27 protein-coding genes are annotated in these 24,241 nt (G+C 68.6%); 15 read left to right on the top strand and 12 right to left on the bottom strand.

The genetic code is table 11. The annotated features are described in order from the left end of the window. Positions 1–17: 17 nt before the first annotated feature. Both fabI and fabG read right to left on the bottom strand, forming a co-directional pair. On the bottom strand, positions 18–785 hold the full coding sequence (gene fabI, locus G3I71_RS21060) for an enoyl-ACP reductase FabI (RefSeq protein ID WP_164316369.1): 768 nt from the start codon (positions 783–785) through the stop codon (positions 18–20). A 5-nt stretch (positions 786–790) separates the two neighbouring features. Next, positions 791–1,495 carry a 3-oxoacyl-[acyl-carrier-protein] reductase gene (fabG, locus tag G3I71_RS21055; RefSeq protein WP_164316368.1) on the bottom strand — a complete coding sequence of 235 codons (705 nt, stop codon included), beginning with the start codon at positions 1,493–1,495 and terminating at the stop codon, positions 791–793. A 300-nt stretch (positions 1,496–1,795) separates the two neighbouring features. Between fabG and G3I71_RS21050 the strand changes: the two genes are divergently transcribed. The 3 genes from G3I71_RS21050 to tyrS all read left to right on the top strand — a co-directional run bounded on the left by G3I71_RS21050 (position 1,796) and on the right by tyrS (position 6,044). Further along, entirely contained in the window at positions 1,796–3,319 is a 1,524-nt protein-coding gene (locus tag G3I71_RS21050) for a TldD/PmbA family protein (RefSeq protein ID WP_164316367.1), read from the top strand. Then, complete coding sequence (locus G3I71_RS21045; RefSeq protein ID WP_164316366.1) at positions 3,316–4,710, top strand: metallopeptidase TldD-related protein; 1,395 nt, start codon at positions 3,316–3,318, stop codon at positions 4,708–4,710. The genes G3I71_RS21050 and G3I71_RS21045 overlap by 4 nt, the downstream gene beginning before the upstream one ends. Positions 4,711–4,778: 68 nt before the next feature. Beyond that, the gene (tyrS, locus tag G3I71_RS21040) at positions 4,779–6,044 is read left to right on the top strand and encodes a tyrosine--tRNA ligase (RefSeq protein ID WP_164316365.1); all 1,266 of its coding nucleotides are present in this window, start codon (positions 4,779–4,781) and stop codon (positions 6,042–6,044) included. Between the two features lie 79 nt (positions 6,045–6,123). Here tyrS and G3I71_RS21035 read toward each other — a convergent pair whose 3' ends face one another. Next, positions 6,124–6,399, bottom strand: coding sequence for a GlsB/YeaQ/YmgE family stress response membrane protein (locus G3I71_RS21035; protein ID WP_164316364.1), 276 nt, complete (start codon positions 6,397–6,399; stop codon positions 6,124–6,126). Positions 6,400–6,645: 246 nt separating this feature from the next. Here G3I71_RS21035 and G3I71_RS21030 point away from each other — a divergent pair, with 246 nt between their 5' ends. Both G3I71_RS21030 and G3I71_RS21025 read left to right on the top strand, forming a co-directional pair. Further along, positions 6,646–7,044, top strand: coding sequence for a DUF3099 domain-containing protein (locus G3I71_RS21030; protein WP_164316363.1), 399 nt, complete (start codon positions 6,646–6,648; stop codon positions 7,042–7,044). A gap of 209 nt (positions 7,045–7,253) precedes the next feature. After that, positions 7,254–7,478 (top strand): hypothetical protein, encoded by a 225-nt coding sequence (locus G3I71_RS21025; protein WP_164316362.1) that lies wholly within the window; start codon positions 7,254–7,256, stop codon positions 7,476–7,478. 7 nt (positions 7,479–7,485) lie between these two features. Here G3I71_RS21025 and moaA read toward each other — a convergent pair whose 3' ends face one another. The 3 genes from moaA to G3I71_RS21010 all read right to left on the bottom strand — a co-directional run bounded on the left by moaA (position 7,486) and on the right by G3I71_RS21010 (position 10,631). Further along, positions 7,486–8,475: a GTP 3',8-cyclase MoaA gene (gene moaA / locus G3I71_RS21020; protein ID WP_343243018.1), complete on the bottom strand. Its 990-nt coding sequence runs from the start codon at positions 8,473–8,475 to the stop codon at positions 7,486–7,488. Between the two features lie 177 nt (positions 8,476–8,652). After that, positions 8,653–10,278, bottom strand: a complete 1,626-nt coding sequence (locus G3I71_RS21015; protein WP_164316360.1) for a cation acetate symporter — start codon at positions 10,276–10,278, stop codon at positions 8,653–8,655. Continuing rightward, a complete protein-coding gene (locus G3I71_RS21010) occupies positions 10,275–10,631 on the bottom strand; it encodes a DUF485 domain-containing protein (RefSeq protein ID WP_164316359.1) in 357 nt (118 codons plus the stop codon). Before G3I71_RS21010 ends, G3I71_RS21015 begins: the two co-directional genes overlap by 4 nt. Positions 10,632–11,091: 460 nt before the next feature. Here G3I71_RS21010 and G3I71_RS21005 point away from each other — a divergent pair, with 460 nt between their 5' ends. Continuing rightward, entirely contained in the window at positions 11,092–12,624 is a 1,533-nt protein-coding gene (locus tag G3I71_RS21005) for a S8 family serine peptidase (protein WP_164316358.1), read from the top strand. A gap of 231 nt (positions 12,625–12,855) precedes the next feature. Here the strand turns inward: G3I71_RS21005 and G3I71_RS21000 are convergent, their stop codons facing one another. Continuing rightward, the gene (locus G3I71_RS21000) at positions 12,856–13,083 is read right to left on the bottom strand and encodes a DUF6281 family protein (protein ID WP_343243017.1); all 228 of its coding nucleotides are present in this window, start codon (positions 13,081–13,083) and stop codon (positions 12,856–12,858) included. Positions 13,084–13,228: 145 nt separating this feature from the next. On the opposite strand from G3I71_RS21000, the gene G3I71_RS20995 reads away from it, so the two are divergent. Continuing rightward, entirely contained in the window at positions 13,229–14,242 is a 1,014-nt protein-coding gene (locus G3I71_RS20995; protein WP_164316356.1) for a CopD family protein, read from the top strand. Here G3I71_RS20995 and G3I71_RS20990 read toward each other — a convergent pair. Continuing rightward, positions 14,208–14,909: a lysoplasmalogenase gene (locus G3I71_RS20990; protein ID WP_164316355.1), complete on the bottom strand. Its 702-nt coding sequence runs from the start codon at positions 14,907–14,909 to the stop codon at positions 14,208–14,210. The genes G3I71_RS20995 and G3I71_RS20990 overlap by 35 nt on opposite strands. Then, on the bottom strand, positions 14,906–15,775 hold the full coding sequence (locus tag G3I71_RS20985) for a sterol desaturase family protein (protein ID WP_164316354.1): 870 nt from the start codon (positions 15,773–15,775) through the stop codon (positions 14,906–14,908). Before G3I71_RS20985 ends, G3I71_RS20990 begins: the two co-directional genes overlap by 4 nt. A gap of 142 nt (positions 15,776–15,917) precedes the next feature. Between G3I71_RS20985 and G3I71_RS20980 the strand changes: the two genes are divergently transcribed. Both G3I71_RS20980 and G3I71_RS20975 read left to right on the top strand, forming a co-directional pair. Further along, on the top strand, positions 15,918–16,937 hold the full coding sequence (locus tag G3I71_RS20980; protein WP_164316353.1) for a DEDDh family exonuclease: 1,020 nt from the start codon (positions 15,918–15,920) through the stop codon (positions 16,935–16,937). A gap of 250 nt (positions 16,938–17,187) precedes the next feature. After that, complete coding sequence (locus tag G3I71_RS20975; protein ID WP_164316405.1) at positions 17,188–17,781, top strand: hypothetical protein; 594 nt, start codon at positions 17,188–17,190, stop codon at positions 17,779–17,781. 234 nt (positions 17,782–18,015) lie between these two features. On the opposite strand, the gene G3I71_RS20970 is transcribed toward G3I71_RS20975, so the two are convergent. Next, entirely contained in the window at positions 18,016–18,429 is a 414-nt protein-coding gene (locus G3I71_RS20970; RefSeq protein WP_164316352.1) for a hypothetical protein, read from the bottom strand. A 171-nt stretch (positions 18,430–18,600) separates the two neighbouring features. Here G3I71_RS20970 and G3I71_RS20965 point away from each other — a divergent pair, with 171 nt between their 5' ends. From G3I71_RS20965 to G3I71_RS20950, 4 genes are all read left to right on the top strand, one after another. After that, positions 18,601–19,317 (top strand): hypothetical protein, encoded by a 717-nt coding sequence (locus tag G3I71_RS20965; RefSeq protein ID WP_164316351.1) that lies wholly within the window; start codon positions 18,601–18,603, stop codon positions 19,315–19,317. A 586-nt stretch (positions 19,318–19,903) separates the two neighbouring features. After that, the gene (locus tag G3I71_RS20960) at positions 19,904–20,176 is read left to right on the top strand and encodes a hypothetical protein (protein ID WP_164316350.1); all 273 of its coding nucleotides are present in this window, start codon (positions 19,904–19,906) and stop codon (positions 20,174–20,176) included. Between the two features lie 317 nt (positions 20,177–20,493). Further along, positions 20,494–20,766: a hypothetical protein gene (locus tag G3I71_RS20955; protein ID WP_164316349.1), complete on the top strand. Its 273-nt coding sequence runs from the start codon at positions 20,494–20,496 to the stop codon at positions 20,764–20,766. Positions 20,767–20,819: 53 nt separating this feature from the next. Continuing rightward, entirely contained in the window at positions 20,820–22,067 is a 1,248-nt protein-coding gene (locus G3I71_RS20950) for a hypothetical protein (protein ID WP_164316348.1), read from the top strand. Here the strand turns inward: G3I71_RS20950 and G3I71_RS51240 are convergent. After that, positions 22,035–22,289: a hypothetical protein gene (locus G3I71_RS51240; protein ID WP_239149259.1), complete on the bottom strand. Its 255-nt coding sequence runs from the start codon at positions 22,287–22,289 to the stop codon at positions 22,035–22,037. The two genes, G3I71_RS20950 and G3I71_RS51240, sit on opposite strands and share 33 nt — an antisense overlap. A gap of 195 nt (positions 22,290–22,484) precedes the next feature. Then, on the bottom strand, positions 22,485–22,733 hold the full coding sequence (locus tag G3I71_RS20940) for a hypothetical protein (protein ID WP_164316347.1): 249 nt from the start codon (positions 22,731–22,733) through the stop codon (positions 22,485–22,487). 423 nt (positions 22,734–23,156) lie between these two features. On the opposite strand from G3I71_RS20940, the gene G3I71_RS20935 reads away from it, so the two are divergent. Further along, on the top strand, positions 23,157–23,324 hold the full coding sequence (locus G3I71_RS20935; RefSeq protein ID WP_343243016.1) for a hypothetical protein: 168 nt from the start codon (positions 23,157–23,159) through the stop codon (positions 23,322–23,324). A 76-nt stretch (positions 23,325–23,400) separates the two neighbouring features. After that, positions 23,401–24,207: an SURF1 family protein gene (locus G3I71_RS20930; RefSeq protein WP_164316346.1), complete on the top strand. Its 807-nt coding sequence runs from the start codon at positions 23,401–23,403 to the stop codon at positions 24,205–24,207. Positions 24,208–24,241 lie beyond the last annotated feature (34 nt).

Genomic DNA, 24,241 nt, shown 5'->3' with positions numbered 1-24,241 from the left:
GGCGGCAGCGGCAGCGGTCACGCGCCGATCGCGTGCAGCCCGCCGTCCACGTGGATGATCTCGCCGGTGGTCTTCGGGAACCAGTCGCTCAGCAGGGCGACGATGCCACGGCCGGCCGGCTCCGGGTCCTTGAGGTCCCACTCCAGCGGGGAGCGGTTGTCCCACACGGCGGCCAGGTCGCTGAAGCCCGGGATGGACTTGGCGGCCATCGAGGCGAGCGGGCCCGCGGAGATGAGGTTGCAGCGGATGTTCTGTTTGCCCAGGTCGCGCGCCACATAGCGGCTGGTGGCCTCCAGAGCGGCCTTGGCCGGGCCCATCCAGTCGTACTGCGGCCAGGCGTACTGGGCGTCGAAGGTGAGGCCGACGACGGAGCCGCCGTTCTGCATCAGCGGCAGGCAGGCCATGGTGAGCGACTTCAGGGAGTACGCCGAGACGTGCATGGCGGTGGCCACGGACTCGAACGGGGTGTTGAGGAAGTTGCCGCCCAGGGCGTCCTGCGGGGCGAAGCCGATGGAGTGGACGACGCCGTCGAGGCCACCGAGCTCCTCGCCGACGAGGTCGGCCAGGCGGCCGAGGTGCTCGTCGTTGGTCACGTCGAGTTCGATGACCTTGGTGGGCTTGGGAAGCTTCCTGGCGATGCGCTCGGTCAGCGTGGGCCGCGGGAACGCGGTCAGGATGATCTCGGCGCCCTGCTCCTGGGCCAGCTTGGCGGCGTGGAAGGCGATGGAGGACTCCATCAGCACACCGGAGATCAGGACGCGCTTGCCCTCGAGAATTCCGCTCATGGTGATCAGTGACCCATTCCCAGTCCGCCGTCAACGGGGATGACGGCTCCAGTGATGTACGAGGCGTCGTCCGAGGCGAGGAACCGCACCGTCGCGGCGATCTCCTCCGGCTGCGCGTACCGGCCGAGCGGCACCTGGGCGACGATGCCCACGCGCTGCTCTTCGGTGAGGACCTTGGTCATGTCGGTGTCGACGAAGCCGGGCGCGACCACGTTGAAGGTGATGTTGCGCGAGCCCAGCTCACGGGCGAGGGAGCGGGCGAACCCGACGAGGCCGGCCTTGGAGGCGGCGTAGTTGGCCTGCCCCGGCGAGCCGTACAGCCCGACGACCGACGAGATCAGGACGACGCGGCCCTTCTTGGCGCGCAGCATGCCGCGGTTGGCACGCTTGACGACGCGGAAGGTGCCGGTGAGGTTGGTGTCGAGGACGGACGTGAAGTCCTCCTCGGACATACGCATCAGGAGCTGGTCCTTGGTGACACCGGCGTTGGCGACGAGGACCTCGACCGGGCCGTGCTCGGCCTCGATCTCCTTGTAGGCCTGCTCCACCTGCTCGGTGTCGGTGATGTCGCACTTGACGGCCAGGAAGCCTGTCGGCGGCTCACCGGAACGGTATGTGATGGCGACCTTGTCGCCGGCATCGGCGAACGCGCGGGCGATGGCGAGGCCGATGCCCCGGTTGCCTCCGGTGACGAGAACCGAGCGGCTCAACGGATCACCCTTTCGTTAGCGGTTCAGGACCTGTCCGAACAGCCGGGTCGACAGGCCGCTTCTCCGAAAACCTATCGGGCCGTCCACGCTCGCGGACAATCGGGCACCGACAGTGGCTCACCCCTGGTCCTGTCGGGTCCCTACAGTCGGTGTGCCTGGAGAAGGGTTCGCCGGGCGGCGCCGACAGCGTCGGACGGACATGGTTCTCGGCCTGAATCCGGTGGAAGCCAGGGTGTCGGTTCTGCATGATTCACTGCGGGACATACTCATCTCGCCAACGGTGACAAGGGGAGGCCGCTCGTGGCCCATGAAATCGATCCGTCGTTCCTCGCGTTGCCCTTGCGGGCCCTGGCCGACGCCGCCCTCGCACGCGCGCGTGCGCTCGGTGCCGAGCACGCGGATTTCCGGTTCGAGCGGGTGCGCAGCGCGTCCTGGCGGCTGCGGGACGCCAAGCCGTCCGGCACGTCGGACACCACGGACCTGGGGTACGCGGTGCGGGTGGTGCACGGTGGTACCTGGGGCTTCGCGTCGGGCGTGGATCTGAGCATGGACGCCGCCGCGAAGGTCGCCTCGCAGGCCGTGGCCATGGCGAAGCTGTCCGCCCAGGTGATCAAGGCGGCGGGGTCCGACGAGCGCGTGGAGCTGGCCGGCGAGCCGGTGCACGCCGACAAGACATGGGTCTCGTCGTACGAGATCGATCCGTTCACCGTGGGCGACGAGGAGAAGGCGGGCCTGCTGGCCGAGTGGAGTGCGAGGCTGCTCGCGGCGAACGGGGTCAACCATGTCGACGCCTCGCTGCTCACGGTGCACGAGAACAAGTTCTACGCCGACACCGCGGGGACCGTCACCACCCAGCAGCGGGTGCGGCTGCACCCGCAGTTCACCGCCGTCTCCGTGGACGAGTCGAGCGGCGAGTTCGACTCGATGCGGACCATCGCGCCGCCCGTCGGGCGTGGCTGGGAGTACCTCACGGGCCGGGGCTGGGACTGGGAGTCCGAGCTCGAACAGATCCCCGAGCTGCTCGCCGAGAAGATGCGGGCGCCGAGCGTCGAAGCGGGGCTGTACGACCTGGTCGTCGACCCGTCCAACCTGTGGCTGACCATCCACGAGTCCATCGGCCACGCCACCGAGCTGGACCGGGCCCTCGGCTACGAGGCGGCGTACGCGGGCACGTCCTTCGCGACCTTCGACCAGCTCGGCAAGCTCAGGTACGGCTCCGAGCTGATGAACGTCACCGGCGACCGCACCGCCGAACACGGCCTGGCGACCATCGGCTACGACGACGAGGGCGTCGCGGGACAGTCGTGGGACCTGGTGAAGGACGGCACCCTCGTGGGGTACCAGCTGGACCGGCGGATCGCGAAGCTGACCGGGTTCGAGCGGTCCAACGGGTGCGCGTACGCCGACTCGCCCGGGCATGTGCCCGTGCAGCGCATGGCCAACGTCTCGTTGCGGCCGGACCCGGGCGGGCTGGCGACCGAGGACCTCATCGGCGGCGTCGACCGCGGGATCTACGTCGTCGGGGACCGGTCCTGGTCCATCGACATGCAGCGCTACAACTTCCAGTTCACCGGGCAGCGGTTCTTCAGGATCGAGAACGGCCGGATCGCCGGGCAGCTGCGGGATGTGGCCTACCAGGCGACGACCACCGACTTCTGGGGCTCCATGGCGGCCGTCGGCGGTCCGCAGACGTACGTCCTGGGCGGTGCCTTCAACTGCGGCAAGGCCCAGCCGGGGCAGGTCGCGGCCGTGTCCCACGGGTGCCCGTCGGTGCTCTTCAAGGGCGTCAACATTCTCAACACCACGCAGGAGGCCGGTCGATGAGCGCCCGTTTGATCAAGCCGCACGAAATCGTCGAGCGGGCCCTCGCGCTGTCCCGGGCCGACGGGTGTGTCGTCATCGCCGACGAGGAGTCGACCGCCAACCTGCGCTGGGCGGGCAACACCCTCACCACCAACGGGGTCACCCGCGGGCGCACGCTCACGGTCGTCGCCACGGTCGGCGGCAAGCAGGGCACGGCCACCGGGGTGGTCTCCCGCGCCGCCGTCACCGCCGACGAGCTGGAGCCGCTCGTACGGGCCGCCGAGGCCGCCGCGCGCGGCGCCGGGCCCGCGGAGGACGCCCAGCCGCTGGTCGGGGGTGTACCGGAGTCCCCTGACTTCACGGACGCGCCCGCCGAGACCTCGTCCGCGGTGTTCGGCGACTTCGCGCCGGCGCTCGGTGAGGCGTTCGCACGCGCGCGTGCGGGCGGCCGGGAACTGTACGGCTTCGCCAACCACGAGCTGGTGTCGAGCTATGTGGGTACGTCGACGGGGCTGCGCCTGCGCCATGACCAGCCCAACGGGACGCTGGAGCTGAACGCCAAGTCCCCGGACCGTACGCGCTCGGCGTGGGCCGGGCGGTCGACGCGGGACTTCAAGGACGTCGACCCGGCCTCCCTCGACGCCGAACTCGCCGTACGGCTCGGCTGGGCGGAGCGGCGGATCGAGCTGCCCGCCGGGCGGTACGAGACGCTGCTGCCGCCGACCGCGGTCGCCGACCTGCTGATCTACCAGTTGTGGTCGGCGTCCGCGCGGGACGCCGCCGAGGGGCGCACGGTGTTCTCCAAGCCGGGCGGCGGGACGCGTATCGGCGAGCGGCTCACCGAGCTGCCGCTGACGCTGCGCAGCGACCCGAACGAGCCCGGTCTGGAGGCCTCCCCCTTCCTGCTCGCCCACTCCTCGGGCGACGACCAGTCGGTGTTCGACAACGGGCTGCCGCTGAGCGCCACGGAGTGGATCCGCGAGGGCGAACTGAACCGGCTGATCACCTCCCGGCACACCGCCGGGCTGACCGGCCTGCCCGTGTCCCCGGCGATCGGGAACATCGTCCTGGACGGGGGCGAGGACAAGTCCCTGGAGGAGATGGTCGCGAACACCGAGCGCGGGCTGCTGCTGACCTGTCTCTGGTACATCCGCGAGGTCGACCCGGCGACCCTGCTGCTGACCGGCCTGACCCGCGACGGGGTGTACCTCGTCGAGAACGGCGAGGTCAGCGGGGAGGTCAACAACTTCCGGTTCAACGAGTCGCCGGTGGACCTGCTCGGGCGGGCCGTCGAGGCGGGGCGTACGGAGAAGACGCTGCCCCGGGAGTGGAGCGACTGGTTCACCAGGGCCGCGATGCCGGCGCTGCGGGTGCCGGACTTCAATATGAGCTCTGTCAGTCAGGGCGTATAACCTCGTTGCCGGTAGTCACTCGGCTGCCGTAGAACTGAACGAAGACCATTCAAGGAGATACGAGAACCGTGACGGACATCGTCGACGAGCTGAAGTGGCGTGGGCTGTTCGCCCAGTCCACCGATGAGGACGCTTTGCGCAAGGCTCTCGCGGACGGTCCCGTCACGTTCTATTGCGGCTTCGACCCGACCGCGGCCAGTCTGCACGTCGGTCATCTGGTGCAGGTGCTCACCATGCGCCGCCTCCAGAAGGCGGGCCTGCGTCCGCTGGCCCTGGTCGGCGGGGCGACCGGTCAGATCGGCGATCCGCGTCCCACCGCGGAGCGCACGCTGAACGACCCGGAGACGGTCGCGAACTGGGTGAACCGGCTCCGCGCGCAGATCGAGCCGTTCCTGTCCTTCGAGGGCGAGAACGCCGCGGTGATGGTGAACAACCTGGACTGGACGGCCGGCCTGTCCGCCATCGAGTTCCTCCGGGACATCGGCAAGCACTTCCGCGTCAACAAGATGCTGACGAAGGACTCGGTCGCCCGGCGTCTGGAGTCCGACCAAGGCATCAGTTACACGGAGTTCAGTTACCAGCTGCTCCAGGGCATGGACTTCCTGGAGCTGTACCGGAGGTACGGCTGCACGCTCCAGCAGGGCGGCAGCGACCAGTGGGGCAACCTCACCGCCGGTCTCGACCTGATCCACCGCCTGGAGCCGGAAGCCTCCGCGCACGCGCTGGCGACGCCGCTGATGACGAAGGCGGACGGCACCAAGTTCGGCAAGACCGAGAGCGGCGCCATCTGGCTCGACCCGGAGATGACGACGCCGTACGCGTTCTACCAGTTCTGGCTGAACGTGGACGACCGGGACATCTCGGCGTACATGCGCATCCTGTCCTTCCAGTCCCGTCAGGAGCTGGAGGCGATGGAGGCGCAGACCGCGGAGCGTCCGCAGGCACGGGCCGCGCAGCGTGCGCTCGCCGAGGAGCTGACGACGCTGGTGCACGGCGCCGAGCAGACGGCCGCCGTGATCGCCGCGTCGAAGGCCCTCTTCGGCCAGGGCGAGCTCGGTGAGCTGGACGAGCGGACGCTGAGCGCGGCCCTCTCCGAGGTGCCGCACATCCGGGTCGCCGAGGCAGGGCCGGTCGTCGACCTGTTCGCAGAGGTCGGGCTGGTGGCCAGCAAGTCGGCCGCGCGGCGCACGGTGAAGGAGGGCGGTGCCTACGTGAACAACGCGAAGGTCACCGCCGAGGACGCGGTTCCCACGAAGGACGACCTGCTGCACGGGCGGTGGCTGGTCCTGCGCCGGGGCAAGAAGAACCTCGCGGCGGTGGAGGTCACCGGCTGACCGGACCGTCGGTGTCGTGTTGCGCACACGTGTGAAGGGGGCGGCCCTGTCGATCGGGCCGCCCCCTTCACACGTACCGCTATGCCTGCTGTCTCTTCCCGCGCATCATCGAGTACGCCATGTCGCCCAGGAACACGATCACGACGGCCGCCGCGAGCTGGAGCGCGTGACGGCCCCAGTCGATGCCGCTTGTCTCGTCGATACCGAGTCCTCGTGCGATCGCGTTGCCGATGACGGCACCGATGATGCCGAAGATGGTCGTCAGCCAGAGCGGGCTGTGCTGCTTGCCCGGAATGATCGCCTTGGCCAGCAGACCCAGCACGAATCCCACGATGATCGCCCACAACCAGCCCATGAATGCCTCCTCGTACGGCTCTACGTGAGCATTACGCCCAGTGTCGGCCCGTTCGCGCTACGGCGCATGTCGGGGACCTCGGTACGCGGTACGACGCAGCCGGGTCACCCCGACGGAAGATGCCCCGGTCTCGTAGGCGGCGCAGGCGCGGCGTAACGTGGAGGCGGTCCGGGCCCGGTTCCCCGACCGGGTTCGGCGCGGGGTACGGGCCGGGGAGTGTCCGATTCGGGTGGATGGTGGAACGTGATGCGGAAGCGGAGCAACAGCGGCGGCGCCGAGGTCTTCCGGATCACCGGGGCCAGGCAGGGGCTCGCGGACGATGTCCGTGCCAGACAGCGCCGGTACATCATCACCATGTCCGTGCGCACGGTGGCGGTGGTCCTCGCGGCGGTGCTCTGGAACGTCGAACGGCACGTCGCGTTCGTGGCATTGGTCCTCGGCATGGTCCTGCCGTACATCTCCGTGGTGATCGCCAACGCGGGTCGCGAGAACGCGCCGGGGCTGCCGTCGACATTCGTGACGGCTCCGGTGCGGCCGATGATCACGCCGCCCCGGTCGGAAGAGGGCTTCGCGGAATCCCCGGCGGAAGACGCCGGGGGCGATCAGGGGGCCGGCGTACGGGGCAATCCGCGCGAACGATCCTGACCGGAAGTCAGTGCGCACAGCGTCGCGAAGCTCAAGAAAAGCTCAGATCAATCATGAAGTTCCGGTGCCGGTCGGACGGTTACCCATGCCATACTTCGTACGCGCTCCGCATCCCCCGTCGGAGCGACAGACCGACGCCGGGCAGCTCCCCCCGTGGCTGCTCGGCGTCGCCTTTTTGAGCCCTGTTTCCGCCGGGTTAGGGTCAGCAGATGATCGGCTCCAACCCTGATTCCACCATCTGTTCCGCCAAGGCATGCCGGGCGGACGCGGAGTGGGTGCTCGCCTGGAACAACCCGAAACTGCACACGCCCGAGCGGCGGAAGACGTGGCTGGCGTGCGAGGAGCATCGCGAGCACTTGTCGCAGTTTCTGGGAGTGCGGGGCTTCCTGAAGGACGTGGTGCGGCTGGAGGCCTGGGAGTCTCCGGACAACTGAGCCCGCTTCAGCCCCCGATCGCCGACATCGGCCTGTCCGGCTGGACGAAGGACGGGTCGTCCAGGCCCGCGCCCGCCTTCTTGCCCCACATGGCCTCGCGCCAGATGCGGGCTATCTCGTCGTCGGAGGCGTCGGAGCGGAGAGCCGCTCGCAGGTCCGTCTCCTCGCGGGCGAAGAGGCAGGTGCGGATCTGGCCGTCGGCCGTCAGACGGGTGCGGTCGCAGGCGGCGCAGAACGGGCGGGTGACGGAGGCGATGACGCCCACGCGGTGCGGGCCGCCGTCGACCAGCCAGCGCTCGGCGGGGGCCGAGCCGCGTTCGTCGGTGCCCTCCTCCGTCAGGTCGAAGCGGGTGCGGAGGGAGGCCAGGATGTCACCGGCGGTGACCATGCCCTCGCGCGTCCAGCCGTGCTGGGCGTCCAGGGGCATCTGTTCGATGAAGCGCAGTTCGTAGTCGTGCTCGACCGCCCAGGCGAGGAGGTCCGGGGCCTCGTCCTCGTTGAGCCCCGGCATCAGCACCGCGTTGACCTTCACCGGGGTCAGGCCGGCCTCGCGGGCGGCTTCCAGGCCCGCGATGACGTCCTTGTGGCGGTCGCGGCGGGTGAGGGTCTTGAAGACGTCCGGGCGAAGGGTGTCCAGGGAGACGTTGACGCGGTCCAGGCCCGCCGCCTTCAGGGCGGTCGCCGTACGGCCCAGGCCGATGCCGTTCGTCGTCAGGGACATCTGGGGGCGGGGGGCCAGGGCGGCGACCCGCTCCACGATGCCGACCAGGCCCGGGCGCAGCAGCGGCTCGCCGCCGGTGAAGCGGACCTCTTCGATGCCGAGCAGGCGGACGGCTATGTCTATGAGGCGGACGATCTCGTCGTCAGTGAGCAGGTCCGGCTTGGCCAGCCACTGCAGGCCCTCCTCGGGCATGCAGTACGTGCACCGCAGGTTGCAGCGGTCGGTCAGGGAGACGCGCAGGTCGGTGGCGACTCGGCCGTAGGTGTCGATGAGCACGTGGGCCCCCTCCCTTGTAGCGGATCGCGTGGGTAAAAGTTTCTCCCGCACCTGCGAGCCTACGTGACCCCACCGACAACGAGGGCGGCCCGATGCCGCGGGATGCGGCGTGGGGCCGCCGTAGATCCCTACGACGGCCCCGCGCGATGCCTTGCCGGCGAACCGGCGAGCGAACGCCTAGTGCGCTCCGGTGCCCGTGAGGGACCGCACCTCCAGCTCCGCGTACTTGCCGGTGTCGGGCTCCTCCTTGGAGAGGACGGTGCCGAGCCAGCCCATGACGAAGCCGAACGGGATGGAGATGATCCCGGGGTTCTTCAGCGGGAACCAGTGGAAGTCGACGCCCGGGAACATCGCCTTCGGGTCGCCGGAGACGACCGGCGAGAACAGCACCAGGCCGACCGCCACGATCAGGCCACCGTAGATCGACCACAGGGCGCCCTGGGTGGTGAACTTCTTCCAGAACAGGCTGTAGAGGATCGTCGGGAGATTGGCGGAGGCGGCTACCGCGAACGCCAGTGCGACCAGGCCCGCGACGTTGAGGTCACGGGCGAGGGCGCCCAGGGCGATGGAGATGATGCCGATGAAGACGGTGGCCCAACGGACCGCCTTCATCTCCTCCTTCTCGGTTGCCTGCCCCTTGCGGATGACGTTGGCGTAGATGTCGTGCGCGAAGGACGACGACGAGGCCAGCGTGAGGCCGGCGACGACGGCGAGGATCGTCGCGAAGGCGACCGCCGAGATCGTCGCGAGCAGCACGGCGCCCCAGGTCGAGTCGACGCCGCCGATGTGCAGGGCGAGCAGTGGCGCCGCCGTGTTGCCCGATGGGTTGGAGTCGGTGATCTCTTTCGGATCGATCAGTGCCGCGGCGCCGAAGCCGAGCGCGATCGTCATCAGGTAGAAGCCGCCGATGATGCCGATCGCCCAGTTCACGGACTTCCGGGCGGCCTTGGCCGTGGGCACCGTGTAGAAGCGGATCAGGATGTGCGGCAGACCGGCGGTGCCGAGGACCAGGGCGATGCCCAGGGAGATGAAGTCCAGCTTGGTGGTGCCGGTGGCGCCGTACTGGAGGCCGGGCTCCAGGAAGGCGTCGCCCTTGCCGCTGCGTTCGGCGGCGGTGCCGAGCAGATCGGAGATGTTGAAGTTGAACTTCAGCAGCACCAGGAACGTAATGAGGATCGTGCCGCTGATGAGCAGCACGGCCTTGACCATCTGGACCCAGGTGGTGCCCTTCATGCCGCCGATGGAGACGTACACGATCATCAGGACGCCGACGAGGGCGACGATGGCGACCTTGCCCGCGTCGGACGTGATGCCGAGGAGGAGCGAGACGAGGACGCCCGCGCCGGCCATCTGGGCGAGCAGGTAGAAGATCGAGACGACGATCGTCGACGTACCGGCGGCCGTGCGGACCGGACGCTGGCGCATGCGGTACGCGAGGACGTCACCCATGGTGTAGCGGCCCGAGTTGCGCAGCGGTTCGGCCACCAGGAGCAGGGCGACCAGCCAGGCGACGAGGAAGCCGATGGAGTACAGGAAGCCGTCGTACCCGAAGAGGGCGATCGCGCCCGCGATGCCGAGGAAGGACGCGGCGGACATGTAGTCGCCGGAGACCGCGAGGCCGTTCTGGAAGGCGCTGAACTGGCGTCCGCCGGCGTAGAAGTCGGCGGCGCTCTTGGTCTGGCGGCCCGCCCAGACGGTGATGACGAGGGTCGCGACGACGAACACCGCGAACAGGGAGATGATCAGTGGCCGGTGCTCACTGGCCTCGCCCGCGGCGAGAACACTCTGCTGTACGGGGCTCATGCCTCGCCCTCCATCCGGGACTTGATCGCCTCACCCTTCGGGTCGAGGTTGGCGGCGGCGTGCCGCGCGTACCACCAGGCGATGAGGAACGTGGTGACGAACTGGGCGATGCCCAGGACGAAGGCGACGTTGATGTGGCCGACGAGCTTGGTGCCCATGAAGCCGCCCGCGTAGTTCGACAGCAGGACGTACAGCAGGTACCAGGCGATGAAGCCGACGGTCAGCGGGAAGGCGAAGGAGCGGTGGGCGCGGCGCAGTTCACCGAACTCAGCGCTCTGCTGGACCTCGACGTACTCCTCCGTGGAGGGGAGGCGGCGTTCTGTCTTCGAGGGGGGCGGTGCGTCGGTAGCCACGGAGTCTCCTCGCGTTGCGGGTGCGGTCACGTCGGTGGACGGGGGTGCGTGGTCGTTCGGGGACGGGGTCGGGCTGGGTACGGACATGTCTCTTCTCTGACCTCGCGGTGATCTGGATCACAGGTGGCCGGCTCGCGATGGTAGGGCCCCCACGCGTGATCCGACAGAGGGCCCGATGGTCCTCGTGCTCCCTGCCCAAGGTCACGGCGCCACGCGAGGACCGGTTCAACTCGCCGCGCTTCTTTCCGAACTGATCTCCGGAAGTCATTGCTGGCCAGCGACGATGCGGGATAGCTTCGCCCTGTACCACCCGTCATGTACCTGCAAAATCGGAGGCGCGGGCCACGCGCCCGTGCCCGCCTTTTCGCGCGTACCCACTTGTTGCCCGTCCCTGCTACGCGCTTGCCCGGCAACCATCCTTGTCCGGGCGAGCCCCGTTTCCGGATGATATGGAGAACCCATGGCTCATCTGCGCTCCAGACGTCGGCTCGCTCTCGCGGTGCCGGTCGTACTGTCCCTGACCGCCTCCCTCGGCTTCCTGCCCGTGGCCGCGTCGGCCGCCGAACCGGCCGCTTCCGCGGCCCGGGCGACGGACGGTCCGAACCTCGCGTATGTCGTCAACACCAAGAGCACCGACCGTCACACGATCGGGGCGGTGACGAAGGCGATCTCCAAGGCCGGCGGCACCGTCGTGATCACGTACGGCAAGATCGGTGTGCTCGTCGTCCACTCCGCGAACCCCTCCTTCGGGGCGGAGATCCGCGCGGTGCGCGGTGTGCGGTCCGCGGGTGCCACGCGGACCACGCCGCTGGTCGCCGCCGGGACGACCGACGAGGGTGCGGCGGACTATCTGACAGCCGCGGAGGCAGCCAAGGTCGAGGCCGTGTCGGCCAGGACCCCCGAGAGCGAGCCCCTCGAAGCCGACCAGTGGGACCTGCGGTCGATCGGCGCCGACAAGGCCGCGAAGATCAATCCGGGAAGCCGCAAGGTCACCGTCGCCGTGATCGACACCGGCGTCGACGACACCCACCCCGACCTCGCCCCGAACTTCTCCGCGTCCCAGTCGGCGAACTGCGTCGGCGGCGTCGCAGACACCAGCGCGGGTGCCTGGCGCCCGTACACCGCCGAGGACTACCACGGCACCCATGTCGCCGGTGAGATCGCCGCCGCCCGCAACGGCATCGGCGTGGCCGGTGTCGCGCCCGGCGTGAAGGTCGCCGGCATCAAGGTGAGCGACCCCAACGACGGGCTCTTCTACCCGGAGAGCGTCGTGTGCGCCTTCGTGTTCGCCGCCGACCACGGCGTCGAGATCACGAACAACAGCTACTACGTTGATCCATGGCTGTACAACTGCGTGGACGACCCCGATCAGCGGGCAATTGTTGACGCGGTCAACAGGGCACAGCTGTACGCGACGAAGAAGGGCACCCTCAACCTGGCGTCGGCGGGCAACTCAAGCCACGACCTGGCCTCCGACGCCATCGTCGACGAGAGCAGCCCCGACGACTCGACGCCGGTCACCCGCACGATCGACCCGCACGAGTGCTTCGACGTACCGACCCAGCTCCCGGGTGTCGTCACGGTGAGCGCCACGGGCGTCGACAACGTCAAGTCGTACTACTCCACGTACGGCAACGGTGTCATCGACATCGCGGCCCCGGGCGGCGACCGCAAGTACCAGATACCGGACACGCCGTCGAAGAACGGCCGCATCCTGTCCACCATGCCGAACGGCGAGTACGCCTTCCTCCAGGGCACCTCGATGGCCTCGCCGCACGCCGCGGGCGTCGCCGCGCTGCTGAAGTCGAAGCACCCGAAGGCGACCCCGGCCCAGCTCCAGGCGCTGCTCAAGGTCCAGGCGAACAACCCGGGCTGCCCCACGTCGTACGACCAGGACGGTGACGGCACGCAGGACGCGGTGTGCGAGGGCGGCACACGGGTCAACGGATTCTTCGGGTTCGGGATCGTCGACGCGCTGCGCGCGGTGCGATAGCCCGAACCGGGCGGCGCGGCCTCGACGGGCCGCGCCGTCCGCACTTCCCGCACACCCTCACGGCCTTCGTTCTGATCGGTGCACCTTTGGCCGCGCGCCGCGGGTGTCGCCGCGCGGCTCCCGTAACCACTGTTCACGGCAGTGTTCGAAGGACGGAGTGTGTGCGGTAGCCGCAGTGATCAGGACCACCAGGGTCAGGCCGGTGCGGGGCGGTGACGCCCCGCACCGGTGTCAGGATCCGTCGATCGGTTTCTGCACCTCGGGCGGCAGTTCCTTGTTCGAGTAGACGGCGACGAGTCGCGCATCCCCAGGCGTGTCGCCGACCGCGATGGCCACCTCGGTTGGGACGCCGTCCACCTCGAAGGCCGTCATCGTGTCCGCCGGCAGGGTCTCGTCCTGGGGCAGTTGCGGTATGCCCTGTCGCCGGCCTTTCTGAGAGCGGCCGGGCTGAGTGGGCACGGCCGGGCGGGCTCTGGAGAGCGGACGCGCCGCGCTGGAGCTGAGTCACGGTCGGGCCGCGAACGTACCGATCGGCGGAATGCCGTACCTCCCAGCCGTTTTCCTTGACTTGCCCTGCTCCATGACGACTGGTGAAGATCACGAGGTGACCTTGACAGGACCCACGCCCGGGGCGCCCGGCGCGAGCGAGCCCGTGCGGCGCCCCGGGGCCGGCCGGGCCGTCGCCGTACTGGTCCTGGTGCTGCTGGCCGCGCTGATACCGCTGCTCGGCCCGTCCGTCGCGCTGGACGGCACCGGGGAGGCCGCCGCGCCCGGCGTGGGCGGGATCGGGCTGCTGCGGACGGTGCTGTTCGCCGCGCTGTGCGTTCCGGTGGGCGAGCAGTTCGCGCGGAGGCTGGCCGGGAGGTTGCCCGGGGCGCCGCCGGAGCGGGCGCGCGCCTGGGCGCCGTACGCGGCCGGTGTCGGTTTCGTCGCCGCGCTGGGGCTGGCCTCGGTGGTGTCGACCGGCAACCTCGTACCGCACAGCCTGGCCGCGATCGATGTGGGCGGCCTGTACGAGTCCCGGGACGGCAAGCTCGCGCTGCTGGAGGTCAACGGGTTCGCCGCGGCGGGCCTGTGCGCTCTCTCGGCCCGCCCGGCCACGCAGGTCTGGCCGTTGGCGGCGGTGGCCGTCGCGGAGGCGCTGCGGGCCCATCCGGCGCCGGAGACCGGTCCGCTGACCGGCTCGGCGCTGACGTTCGTCCACCTCACGTGCGCGGCGCTGTGGGTGGGCGGACTGCTGTACGTACTGCGGACGTTGCCCCTCTGGAGGGCTGCCCGGGAGGCGCGCGTGGCGCTGCTGGGCCTCTACGCGCGCGTGGCGGCCGTCCTGCTCGCCCTGATCACCGCCACGGGCATCTGGAGCACGCTGCGCCGGATGCCGCCGGACACGGTCCTGGACCAGCTGACGTCGACGGCGTACGGCCGCACCCTGCTCGCCAAGGTGCTCGTCGTGGCCGCCGTCGCCGTGCTCGCCCTGTGGGCGCGGCTGCGGCTGAGCCGGGCGGCCGACCCGCTGACGGCCTGCTCCCCCGCGCGCGCGGAGGTCGTCGCGCTGGGGCTGGTGGTCGCCGTGTCGGGGCTGCTCACCGCGTTGCCGGTACCGATCCGCTGGACGTGACGGGTGGGGGCGTGCCGGTTCTCGCCGCCGCGAGCACGCCGCCGGTCAGGAGCCACTGGGCCGCGAGATACGTGAGCATGATCCAGAGGTCGGGGCGGGGGAGCTGGGGCAGGTCCGCGACGCCGGTCGCGATGAGCGTGTCGGAGAGCAGGAAGAACGCGCCGCCCGCGCCGGCGAGAAGCCCGAGTGCGGTGGCCCGGTATGCCATCGCGGTCAGCAGGAGGCTGTAGCCGGCGACGGGGACGCGGAGTTGGGTGGGGAGGCCGGACCAGAGGGCGGCGAGAGTGCCGGCCAGGGCCAGGGCGTAGACCCCCGCGAGCCGGATGCGTGCGCCGCGCGCGCGTGGCGTGCCGTTCGCCGTGCGGTCCTCTTTGCCGTACCTCCTGAAGAGGGCGAGGTAACAGACGTGACCGGCCGCGAAGGAGGCCATGCCTGCCAGGAACGCCGGGTCGGCGTCGGAGAGGAGCAGGACGTCGCCGGCCCAGCCGAGGAGGAGGGCGACGGGGAGGAGGCGGGGAGCGCCGCGCAGGTGGGCGTGGGCGGCGAGGAGGGGCATCAGGAGGGGCTTGGCGAGGGCGTGCCCGGTGTCGGAGCCGACCGCGAGGGCGGTCAGGTCGACGGCCGCCGTGAGGGCGAAGGCGGCGAGAAGAACCCGGGCCGGCCTCACGCGACGCCGGTCTCTTCGGCCGGCTCCTGCCGCAGGTGCGCGGGCTGCCAGCCCGGCCCCCGGAACACCCGCCCGGCGCGCTCACGCCAACTTCCGGCCGCCTTGATGTCCTTGACGATCGCGACGTACTCATGGGTGGCCACCTTGACCGGGTTGAACGTGTTGATGTTCTTCGTCAACCCGTAGACAGGCCGTTCGGTCTCGGCGACGAACGAGCCGAACAGCCGGTCCCAGACGATGAGGATCCCGCCGAAGTTGCGGTCCAGGTAGCCGCCTTGGGAGGCGTGGTGGACGCGGTGGTGGGAGGGCGTGTTGAAGACGTACTCGAACCACCGGGGCATGCGGTCGATCCGCTCGGTGTGGATCCAGAACTGGTACACGAGGTTCGCGGAGGAACAGAAGGCGAGCGCGGCCGGGTGCACACCGAGGGCGACGAGAGGCACGTAGAACGGCCAGACGGTGAGCGTGGTCCAGGGCTGGCGCAACGCCGTCGTCAGGTTGAAGCTGCGGCTGGAGTGGTGGACCACATGGCAGGCCCAGAGGATGCGGACGACGTGGTGGCCGCGGTGGGACCAGTAGTAGAAGAAGTCCTGCGCGAGCAGCATGAGCGGGACGGTCCACCACAGGACGGGGACGCGGAGCGGGGTGAGTTCGTGGGCCGCCGTGTAGACGGCGAGGATCGGGATCTTCCAGAGGAAGTCGAAGGCCAGGCTTCCGAGTCCCATGCCGACACTGGTCGCGGCGTCCTTGGCCTCGTACCCGGCGGCGTTCTCCTCCGGGTGGATCCGGACACTGATGATCTCGATGACGGTGAGCAGCACGAAGGCGGGTATCGACCAGGCCACGACGTCGGGAAGGTTGGGCATGACTGCACGTTAGGGCGGCTCACAGGTGGCGCATAGACGTTGTTACTGACAAGTATTCAAGGCGGTACGCGCTTGCTTGTTGGTGGTCTCCACCAACGGGTGCGCGACGGACTGTCAGTCGCGGCCCGTATTCTCTGGGACCATGCTCGAAGACCTGACGCCCACGCCGTCCCCCGCCCCGTGGCCGACCGCATATCCCCAGGGGTACGCGGTCGTTGACGTCGAGACGACCGGTCTGTCCCGGGACGACCGGATAATCTCCGCCGCCGTCTACCGGCTGGACGCGCGCGGTGAGGTCGAGGACCACTGGTACACGACGGTCAACCCGGAGCGGGATCCGGGGCCGGTGTGGATCCACGGGCTGACGAGCGACGCCCTTGAGGGCGCCCCGCTCTTCGTGGACATCGCCGAGGAGTTCGCGTCCCGGCTCGCCGACCGCGTGCTCGTCGCGCACAACGCCGTCTTCGACTGGTCGATGATCGCCCGGGAGTACGCGCGCGCGGAGCGCGAGGCGCCGGTGCGTCAGCGGCTGTGCACCATCGCGCTGTCCAAGGAGCTGGGGCTGCCGCTGCCCAACCACAAGCTGGAGACACTCGCCGCGCACTTCGGGGTCGTCCAGCAGCGGGCCCACCACGCGCTGGACGACGCGCGGGTGCTCGCCGAGGCGTTCCGGCCCAGTCTGCACGCGGCGGCCCGGGGCGGCGTACGGCTGCCGCTGCTGGAGTGCCGGGCGCTGACGGAGTGGTCGGGGTCAGCGGTGACAAGCGGCTCCGCCCGCCCCCAGATCGGGCGGCAGGCCTCCGGTGGTTACGGGAGCTCCGGGGGCTACCAGCCGACCAGCTGGCGGCCGTCCCGCAAGCGGCCCGCGTGTCCGTACCCCAACCCGGGGCGGTACGAGGACGGCAAGCCGCTCCGGCAGGGCATGCGGGTGGCGTTCTCCGGGGACACCTCGGTCGAGCGCGACCTGCTGGAGGACCGGGCCGTCGAGGCGGGGCTCCATGTCGCGACGAGCCTGTCCCGGCTGACCAGCCTGCTCATCACCAACGACCCCGACTCCATGACCTCGAAGGTGGTCAAGGCCCGGCAGTTCGGCACGCCGGTCCTCGACGAGGCCGCCTTCGGGCAACTGCTGCGGGACGTGGAACCCGCGGCAGGGGTGTGACGGTGACGACCGTACGGACGGGTGATTGCCGTACGACTCGCCCGGCGCCGTCTCGCTCGCACGGCATCGACGGCCCACCCTGTGGCGCATGGCCAGTTGTGAAGTCTGCGGGAACAATTACGGGATGACCTTCGAGGTGCACGCGCAGGGGTCGGTTCTGAGCATCGCCTCCTTCTACCCGCTTGCATCGGCTGAGCGTCGTGGAGTCGTGCGTGGTCGCCTGTGACAAGGCGTCTGCTGGGAGGAGACAATCCACCGCATGGATGACGCGTTCACACTCCTTCGGCAAGCCGTCGAGTTGCTGCCCGAGGATGCCGTGGCAGAGAACGGCGTGACGGTCGGGGATGTGCTTGAGGACATCGAGCGCCAGGAGTGGGAGATGGTGCTCGGCCTTCTCATCGAGATCGCGGACATCCATCCCGTGACCGTGCACTTCTGGGAACTGCTCGCCGAAGCCGCTCGGCAGATGATGCTCGACCGCAGCCGCCGGTGGTGCGAGTGGCGGGCCTGGGAAGTCCAACACGGCACTGTCCGGGCGACGCTGAGCCTGTCGGAGGCAGAAGGGGGCGGACGCCAGAGTGCCTTCCACGGGGACGGTCGGCTCAGACCACTGTGGGACATCGGCAACCGCACTGCCGGCGGAGAGCGAGACCTGAACATCGCGACGTTGTGGGTCGAGTTCGCGGAAGAACTCGGTCCCGGCGAGACCGCCGACGTTCGGCTGGCTCCTCTGAGCCCCGAGCAATGGCGACACCTGAAGGTTGGTGACGTGATCACGATGCACGAAGGCAGACCTTCCGGCGGCACTGCCACGGTCATCGAGACGATGCCTCCTCGCACCTGAGCCCACCTCATGGCCAACCAGGTGCGAAGCAGCCGGAGATCGATGGTCCTCCATCCTTGCCAGGGTGTCAGTCCGCTCACCGAGAGGGCGCCGTTGAGGCAGGATGTAATTACATGGGGTGTCTGTCTGTTGTGAGGGTCTCCGTGTCGGCGACGGGTGAATCGTGACCGCCTCCCGCATCCGCACGAAGGGGGGAGGGCGGCTCGCGTAGGTGAAGCGCTCTGCGGTGGCCGGTCAGTGCTTTCGCGGGTTGGCGTCGCGGCGTCGCCGGGCCGCGTAAGCAGCTGCCGCAGTGAGGGAGGTGCAGGCCAGGGCCGTGCCCAGGGTCCGCTCGAAGTCGGCGGGGCCGGTGCTGCCGCCGATGCCGCCCTGGACGCCGCGGGTGGGCAAAGGCGTCGGCGCCGTCGTGCTGGTGGTGCTGGTGGTGCTTCTGCGGGGCAGGACCTCGCAGGCGATGCCGTCGTCCGGCCCTTGGTCCTCGTCCAGCCGGTGGGGGTCGCTGGGGTCGCGGTTCAGCTCTGCCTGGGCGTCTTCCTGGAAGGCGAAGTCGCGGCAGTTAAGATCGGGTTGGGCATGGGCCAGGCCCGCCGAGGGGCCGGCGGCGAGGGCAACCGTCACTGCGGCGGCGAACGCGGTGCGTATCCGCATAGGTCATTCCTTTCGGTCCGGTGGCCTGCACGACCGTCACAGCGACCCTATGGAGATGACGCCGGCCCGGCGCGTGTTGCTGGGCCGAACGGACACGGATCGGCGTTCGCCCAGGACGGAGCCGGGGCGGACGAGGTCTACGGCAACAGCCCCGACCTGCGGTCCTACTGCGTGAAGGTGCAGCAGGGGTATGTGCTCCGGATCCCGTCGAACTTCACCTTCATGCTGGGCGACGGCACCACCACGACCTGTAAGAAGATCGTGAAGAAGTGCCTGAAGCCGAAGAAGCGGTGGCAGATCGTCTCGGCCGGGGCCGGCGACAAGGGGGAGCGGCTCTACGGGTGGGCGTGGGTCGCCACCGGCGAACCCCGGCACTTGCTGCTGATCCGCAAGCACCTCAAGACCGGCGAACTGGCCTACCACCTGTGCTTCGCCCCCGAAGGACAGCGCGTGACACTGCGTCGGTTGATCACCGCGGCCGGGCTTCGCCGGCCGGTCGAGGAGGATTTTGAGTTCGGCAAGGATCTGTTCGGCCTGGACCAGTCCCAGGTCAGACTGTACGAGGCGATCCGCCGCCACACCGTCCTGGTCATGATTGCTTCAGCGGTGTGCTCGGTAGCCGCCGCCCAAGCCCGGCCGAGGACGGACACCCAGGCCAGGCCGCCGACCGGCCCCGAGGACATCCCGCCGCCCGAACCCGGACACGTCCCACTGACCGTCGCCGCGATCAAGAACCTCCTCGGCGCCCTGAACCCCCGCCAGGCCACCCTCGAACACCGGGTCCACTGGCAGAACTGGCGGGACCGACACCGGGCCAGAGCACGCTGGCACCATCAAAGAGCCCGCCTCGGACGGCCCTTGGAGAACCCGTACCCGCAGGTCAAGTAACGAAGTGCGGCTGCCGTACCGGCGGTGACATTCGCCGAGCAGACTGGACGTGGACGATTTTGCGCTACGCAAGGGTGATTCGTACGCCACCATCCGAGGCCCGTGGGTTCAGCGGAACTGAAACTTGTTCAGCGGGAACTCATCTCATGAGCCTCATCCATCAACCAATGACTGGCCATACGTGCAAGAAGCTGAAAGACGGCGAGATGGCTCATGTAATGAATTGCTTGACATAGACCGACTTCGACGGGGTGCTCCCTTGAGGATCAGGCGGGGCTACTCTCAGTCGCGAGCCACTGCTCCGACCGCAGGGATGCAGTGCCGTGGGGTTTCAGGGGGGGCTGTCGTGAGGGCACCACTTACGCGCGGAATCGCAGTGGTTGCACTGTGTACGGTCGTGGGCTGTGGAGGAAGAGACGACACGTCACCTCGTCCGCCAGATACGGACACATCGACCACACTGCTCAGCCCTCCACCCGAGCCCCCGCCCCGGCCGTCGCCGTCGCCGAAGACCACATCGCCGGAGCCCCCTCCGCCCGCCCCGGATCCGTCCACGCCCGTTGCGGGGAAGGTCCCGGAAGAACTCGTGGGGGAATGGGACGGCGACGGTGAGGGCAGTGCGCGGGCGACGAAGATTGAGTTCCTTGCCTACGGATATGTGGCGGTGCACTACAACAACGGGCAAGTGTTGCGTGGGCCTGCGTTTGTGGAAGGCTCGACCATGACTCTCCACATTCCCGGCGGTCCGATGTATGTCAGCGAGTGGTCGATCACGCCGTTCGACGGTGGCTACGGATACACGTTCGAGAACCTGCTATTAGACGGGGTCAGTTACGTTCGGCAAATTAGCGGGGGATGACCAACTGGCTACCGAAGCGCCGATGTTCAGGGGAGCCGATGATTCTCCATGCACGTTCACAAAGTGATGTCCGAGTGTCAATAGTCTTGTTCATACTGGGGGTAGTGGGAGTCATAGCGGCCTGCTCTCCAGCGGCTCCTGGCTCCGACGGGACGCGCCCTTCACCGAGCACGACGACCTCCAGCATATCCGTAACGCCCACTCAGTTCGGGGGCGATCCCGAGGTCCTCGTCGGCGCCTGGGAGAGCTCACAGCCGAGTTCGAACACCACGCTCGCGTATCGATTTACGGCCGAAGGCAGATACAAGCACGCGGGAGTGCTGACCTATCCCCTCTCTGCGGCATCGGACGACTTCTTCCTCATGAAAAGCATCGCCGCAGGAAAAGTCCAAATTGACGGCCAGCAACTGACCCTGTATCCATCGTCTGCTACCACAACAAGGAAAGATCCCCGCTACCCCGGGGACGACTACACCGACCGGCAAGAGCCGCTGACACCGAAGCGCTTCACCTGGGCGGTGGCCGACGGGGTCCTCACCCTGACCGACGCAGACGACCTGCAGTTCGTGTTCCAGCGGGTCGAGTCGTGACCAATCCGACGCCACCAGCCCCGCCTGCACCTGCACCTGCACCACAGCCCCGAATGCGGTTCAGCGTTCGCATCCATGTCCAAATCGTACTGATTACTGTCGTGACGCTGGCAACATTGGTATCCACATGGCAGTTCAGCCAGGCAGGTGGCGCGTATCAGGATGCGGTCCGCGAGGACGTCAAGCGACAAGCTGCCTTGCAGGATGACGCGCGTCGTATCTATGCCGATGAAGCCCCGCTGGCCTTCCTCGTAGCTGTGGCTGAAGCCCGCGCAGACGCCCTGGAAACGATCAAAAAAGGCAACCGGCTGGCCTCGTCTGAACACACGCTGGCTTCTCGTACCGCGTTCAGGCTGCGTCACGCGGCACCACCAGAGCTCCTCATCGGCAACGACACCTACCTGACCGAAGACCTCGGTTACAACGTGCCCCGTCGGCTCGCGGACGTACAGAAACTCTCTCCGGAGTTGTACGCGCTCAGCCCCGAAGCGACGCTGCGCGACGGGGACGACTGGGCCTTCTGGGGACTGATCTCAGCGGGGATCGCAGGTTTGGCCGTCATCGCCGCGGCTATCGCCGCGAGCGTGCTCAGGCCGGTGGCGTGGCGCCGTCCTACGCCGTCCGGTACTCGCATCTTGCGAGATCCGGAGATCATTCCGCAACCGGTGACGACTCCACCTGCTAGGCGTCGCGCCGCATGGTTCCACCTGGTTGTCGTCGCCTTGCTCTTCCTTCTACCGCTCGGGCAGATCGCGGCCACTGGTAGTGAGCAGCGGGCCCAAGCCGAGGCTGCGCGCCGCGCGGTCCAGCTCACCACCAGCATTGCAGCGAGCGGCGAACGGTCGGCATTTCTCACGCAGAGTGTCCAAGCCGCCCACGTTGCCGATGCCCAGGCAGCCGTGCGTATGGAGATCGCGCTGGACACCCGAGACGCGCGTGACACTCGGCCTGAACTGGACGTGGCTGCGGTCGAAACGGCCGTCGCCAGCCAACTGCGCCGTACGGCCGAGTACATGGGTAGGGTTCCGAGCCATGCGGATGGTGTTGACTCGGCTACGGTAGCCGCGCTGGGCGCGCAGTCGGCGAAATGGCCTGCCATGCGAATCGAACAGAACCATCAGGTCAGCCTTGCCGAGCAGGCGGGGAATCGTGCGCTACTGCTCTCGGCCGCCACTGCAATCGGCATCGTGGCCGAATTTCTGATGGCGGCCGCGATCACCGCTCGGCGCCACCGCTGGCTGTACGGGCCTCTTGGTGCTGCCGCAATCTCAATCTTCCTTGCCGTTGTTTCCTTCATATGACCTGCTCAGGCTGCGCGGAATCGGAATCGACAGTTGCGAGTTCCACCCTGCGATGGACCGGTCACGGATGCCGAGCAGGTTGTCCGAGACGGCCAACACCGCGGTGCACAGGTGCTCGACCAGCAGCGCCGGGGCCGGCCCCCCTCCCCGGACCTCGTCGATCTTGGCTGGGACGATGCCTCGGTGAACTGCTTCTCGCATTTCAGCATCGGTCCTGGTCACGAGTGGCAGCACCTCCCGGAGCCCAGTCGAGATCTGCGGCTGTAGTACAACGCCTGACGACAGCGTTACGCGGCACGTGCCCCGAACCCGGGGCGGTTCATCCACTCCGCCAAGAGTCGCGGCGGCTGGTTCGACTGGGCCCACGCCAAGCCAGTCCTTTTCGCACCCTGCCTCAAGCCCCAGGGGGTTCGCCGACTACACGGCAGAGCCCACCTTGTCCACGATGCCTACCTTGCCCTCCGCGCGGGCACAATGCGCCCCGCAGTACCAGTGCCCCTCGGCCTCGACGCCCTGCCCGATGATCTGGACCCGGCAGTGCTCGCAGATGGGCGCCATCCGGTGGATCGCGCAGGCGAACGAATCGAAAACGTGGCGCGCCCCGTCCCTGGTCTCAACAGTGAACGCCAACTCGTAGTCGTTCCCACACACTTCGCAACGTGTCATAAGCCGCATCGTCAGGGACGAAGCGGACACTCGCAAGCTGACGTCGCTGGGCCGACCAGGGGTTACCCCTGGTCGGCCCAGCGACGTCACTGCTGGCAGACCATTCGCCCGCACCCGTGTCTCACCTTTCGCAGCGCTCAACCCCGCAGGATCAGATCCAGCAGGCGGAATGGACCAACGGCGTCCCGCACCCTCCGCTCGGGCTCTCGGCGACTGTGCCCCGCCAGCCTCACCAAGCACGGCGGTTTGCCGTATCAGGTCAGTCTTCATCGCCTCCCGCAGTCGCAAGGATGTACTCGATGTCGTCCAAAACGTCCTCCGACAACATCGGCGCCCGTGACAACCAGTACTCAAGCCACTCACTCTTCGTCATAATCACAGGTAACCACCCCTCCTGAGATACCAGTTACGTCAAAGAGGAGAGTGCACGTCTTCGACTGCTTCGCCTGCGCGATCCACCGTATGGCGCCCATCTGCGAGCACTGCCGGGTCCAGATCATCGGGCAGGGCGTCGAGGCCGAGGGGCACTGGTACTGCGGGGCGCACTGCGCACGCGCGGAGGGGAGGGTGGGGATCGTCGACAGGGTCTGAGAGGGCCCGCGCGGGCCCGCGTCCGAGTCCGTACCCCCCTGAACGCACCCCACGGGCGAGTTGTACCGTCAGTGGGGTGTACCGCTTCCTCTTGTCCCGGCAGTGGGTGATCCTCACGCTGGTCGCCCTCCTCCTCATCCCCACGATGATCAGGCTGGGCATCTGGCAGATGCACCGCTACGAAGGGCGCTCCGCCCGCAACCAGCTCGTCGCGGACGCGCTGTCCGCCGAGCCGGTGCCCGTGGAGAGGCTGACCTCCCCCGGACACACCGTCACCACCGACGAGCGCTACCACACCGTGAGCGCGAAGGGCCGCTTCGACACCGACGACGAGGTCGTCGTCCGCCGCCGTACCAACTCCGACGACGAGGTCGGCTACCACGTCCTGACCCCCTTCGTCCTCGACGACGGCAAGGTCCTGCTGGTCAACCGGGGCTGGATCCCCTCGGACGGGCCGAGCCAGACCGCGTTCCCCACGATCCCGGCACCACCCAGAGGCGAGATCACCGTCACCGGGCGGCTGATGCCCGCCGAGACGACCGCGGCGAGCGGCATCAAGGACCTCAAAGGGCTGCCGGACCGGCAGGTCATGCTGATCAACAGCGAGCAGGAGGCCCGGCGGCTGGGCGCCGAGGTGCTCGGCGGCTACATCGTGCTGACGACGCCCGAACCGAAGGGCAGCGCCCCCGAGCTGCTCGGGAAGCCCGGCGACGAGAACGCCGCGCTGAACTACGCCTACGCCATCCAGTGGTGGCTGTTCTCCGCGGGTGTCCCCCTGGGCTGGGTGATCCTCGTGCGCCGGGAACGCCGGGACCGGGCGGAGGCCGAGGCGGCGGCGCGGGAGGCTCAGGAGTCCCAGGATGCCGAGCCCGCCGTCGTGTGACGCGACCGGCCGTGTGACGTAACCGGGGATTCTC

Origin of the sequence: Streptomyces sp. SID12501 (assembly GCF_010550245.1) — a bacterium.
Taxonomy (GTDB): Bacteria; Actinomycetota; Actinomycetes; order Streptomycetales; family Streptomycetaceae; genus Streptomyces.
Note: the sequence above shows the minus strand (reverse complement) of the source record. Positions and strands in the feature narration are given on the sequence as shown.

Coding starts and splice junctions, on each gene's coding strand:
- fabI (WP_164316369.1), bottom strand. CDS start 785: ATGAGCGGAATTCTCGAGGGCAAGCGCGTCCTGATCTCCGGTGTGCTG.
- G3I71_RS21045 (WP_164316366.1), top strand. CDS start 3,316: ATGAGCGCCCGTTTGATCAAGCCGCACGAAATCGTCGAGCGGGCCCTC.
- G3I71_RS21035 (WP_164316364.1), bottom strand. CDS start 6,399: ATGGGCTGGTTGTGGGCGATCATCGTGGGATTCGTGCTGGGTCTGCTG.
- G3I71_RS21030 (WP_164316363.1), top strand. CDS start 6,646: ATGCGGAAGCGGAGCAACAGCGGCGGCGCCGAGGTCTTCCGGATCACC.
- G3I71_RS21025 (WP_164316362.1), top strand. CDS start 7,254: ATGATCGGCTCCAACCCTGATTCCACCATCTGTTCCGCCAAGGCATGC.
- G3I71_RS21015 (WP_164316360.1), bottom strand. CDS start 10,278: ATGAGCCCCGTACAGCAGAGTGTTCTCGCCGCGGGCGAGGCCAGTGAG.
- G3I71_RS21005 (WP_164316358.1), top strand. CDS start 11,092: ATGGCTCATCTGCGCTCCAGACGTCGGCTCGCTCTCGCGGTGCCGGTC.
- G3I71_RS20985 (WP_164316354.1), bottom strand. CDS start 15,775: ATGCCCAACCTTCCCGACGTCGTGGCCTGGTCGATACCCGCCTTCGTG.
- G3I71_RS20980 (WP_164316353.1), top strand. CDS start 15,918: ATGCTCGAAGACCTGACGCCCACGCCGTCCCCCGCCCCGTGGCCGACC.
- G3I71_RS20970 (WP_164316352.1), bottom strand. CDS start 18,429: ATGCGGATACGCACCGCGTTCGCCGCCGCAGTGACGGTTGCCCTCGCC.
- G3I71_RS20950 (WP_164316348.1), top strand. CDS start 20,820: ATGCGGTTCAGCGTTCGCATCCATGTCCAAATCGTACTGATTACTGTC.
- G3I71_RS20940 (WP_164316347.1), bottom strand. CDS start 22,733: ATGACACGTTGCGAAGTGTGTGGGAACGACTACGAGTTGGCGTTCACT.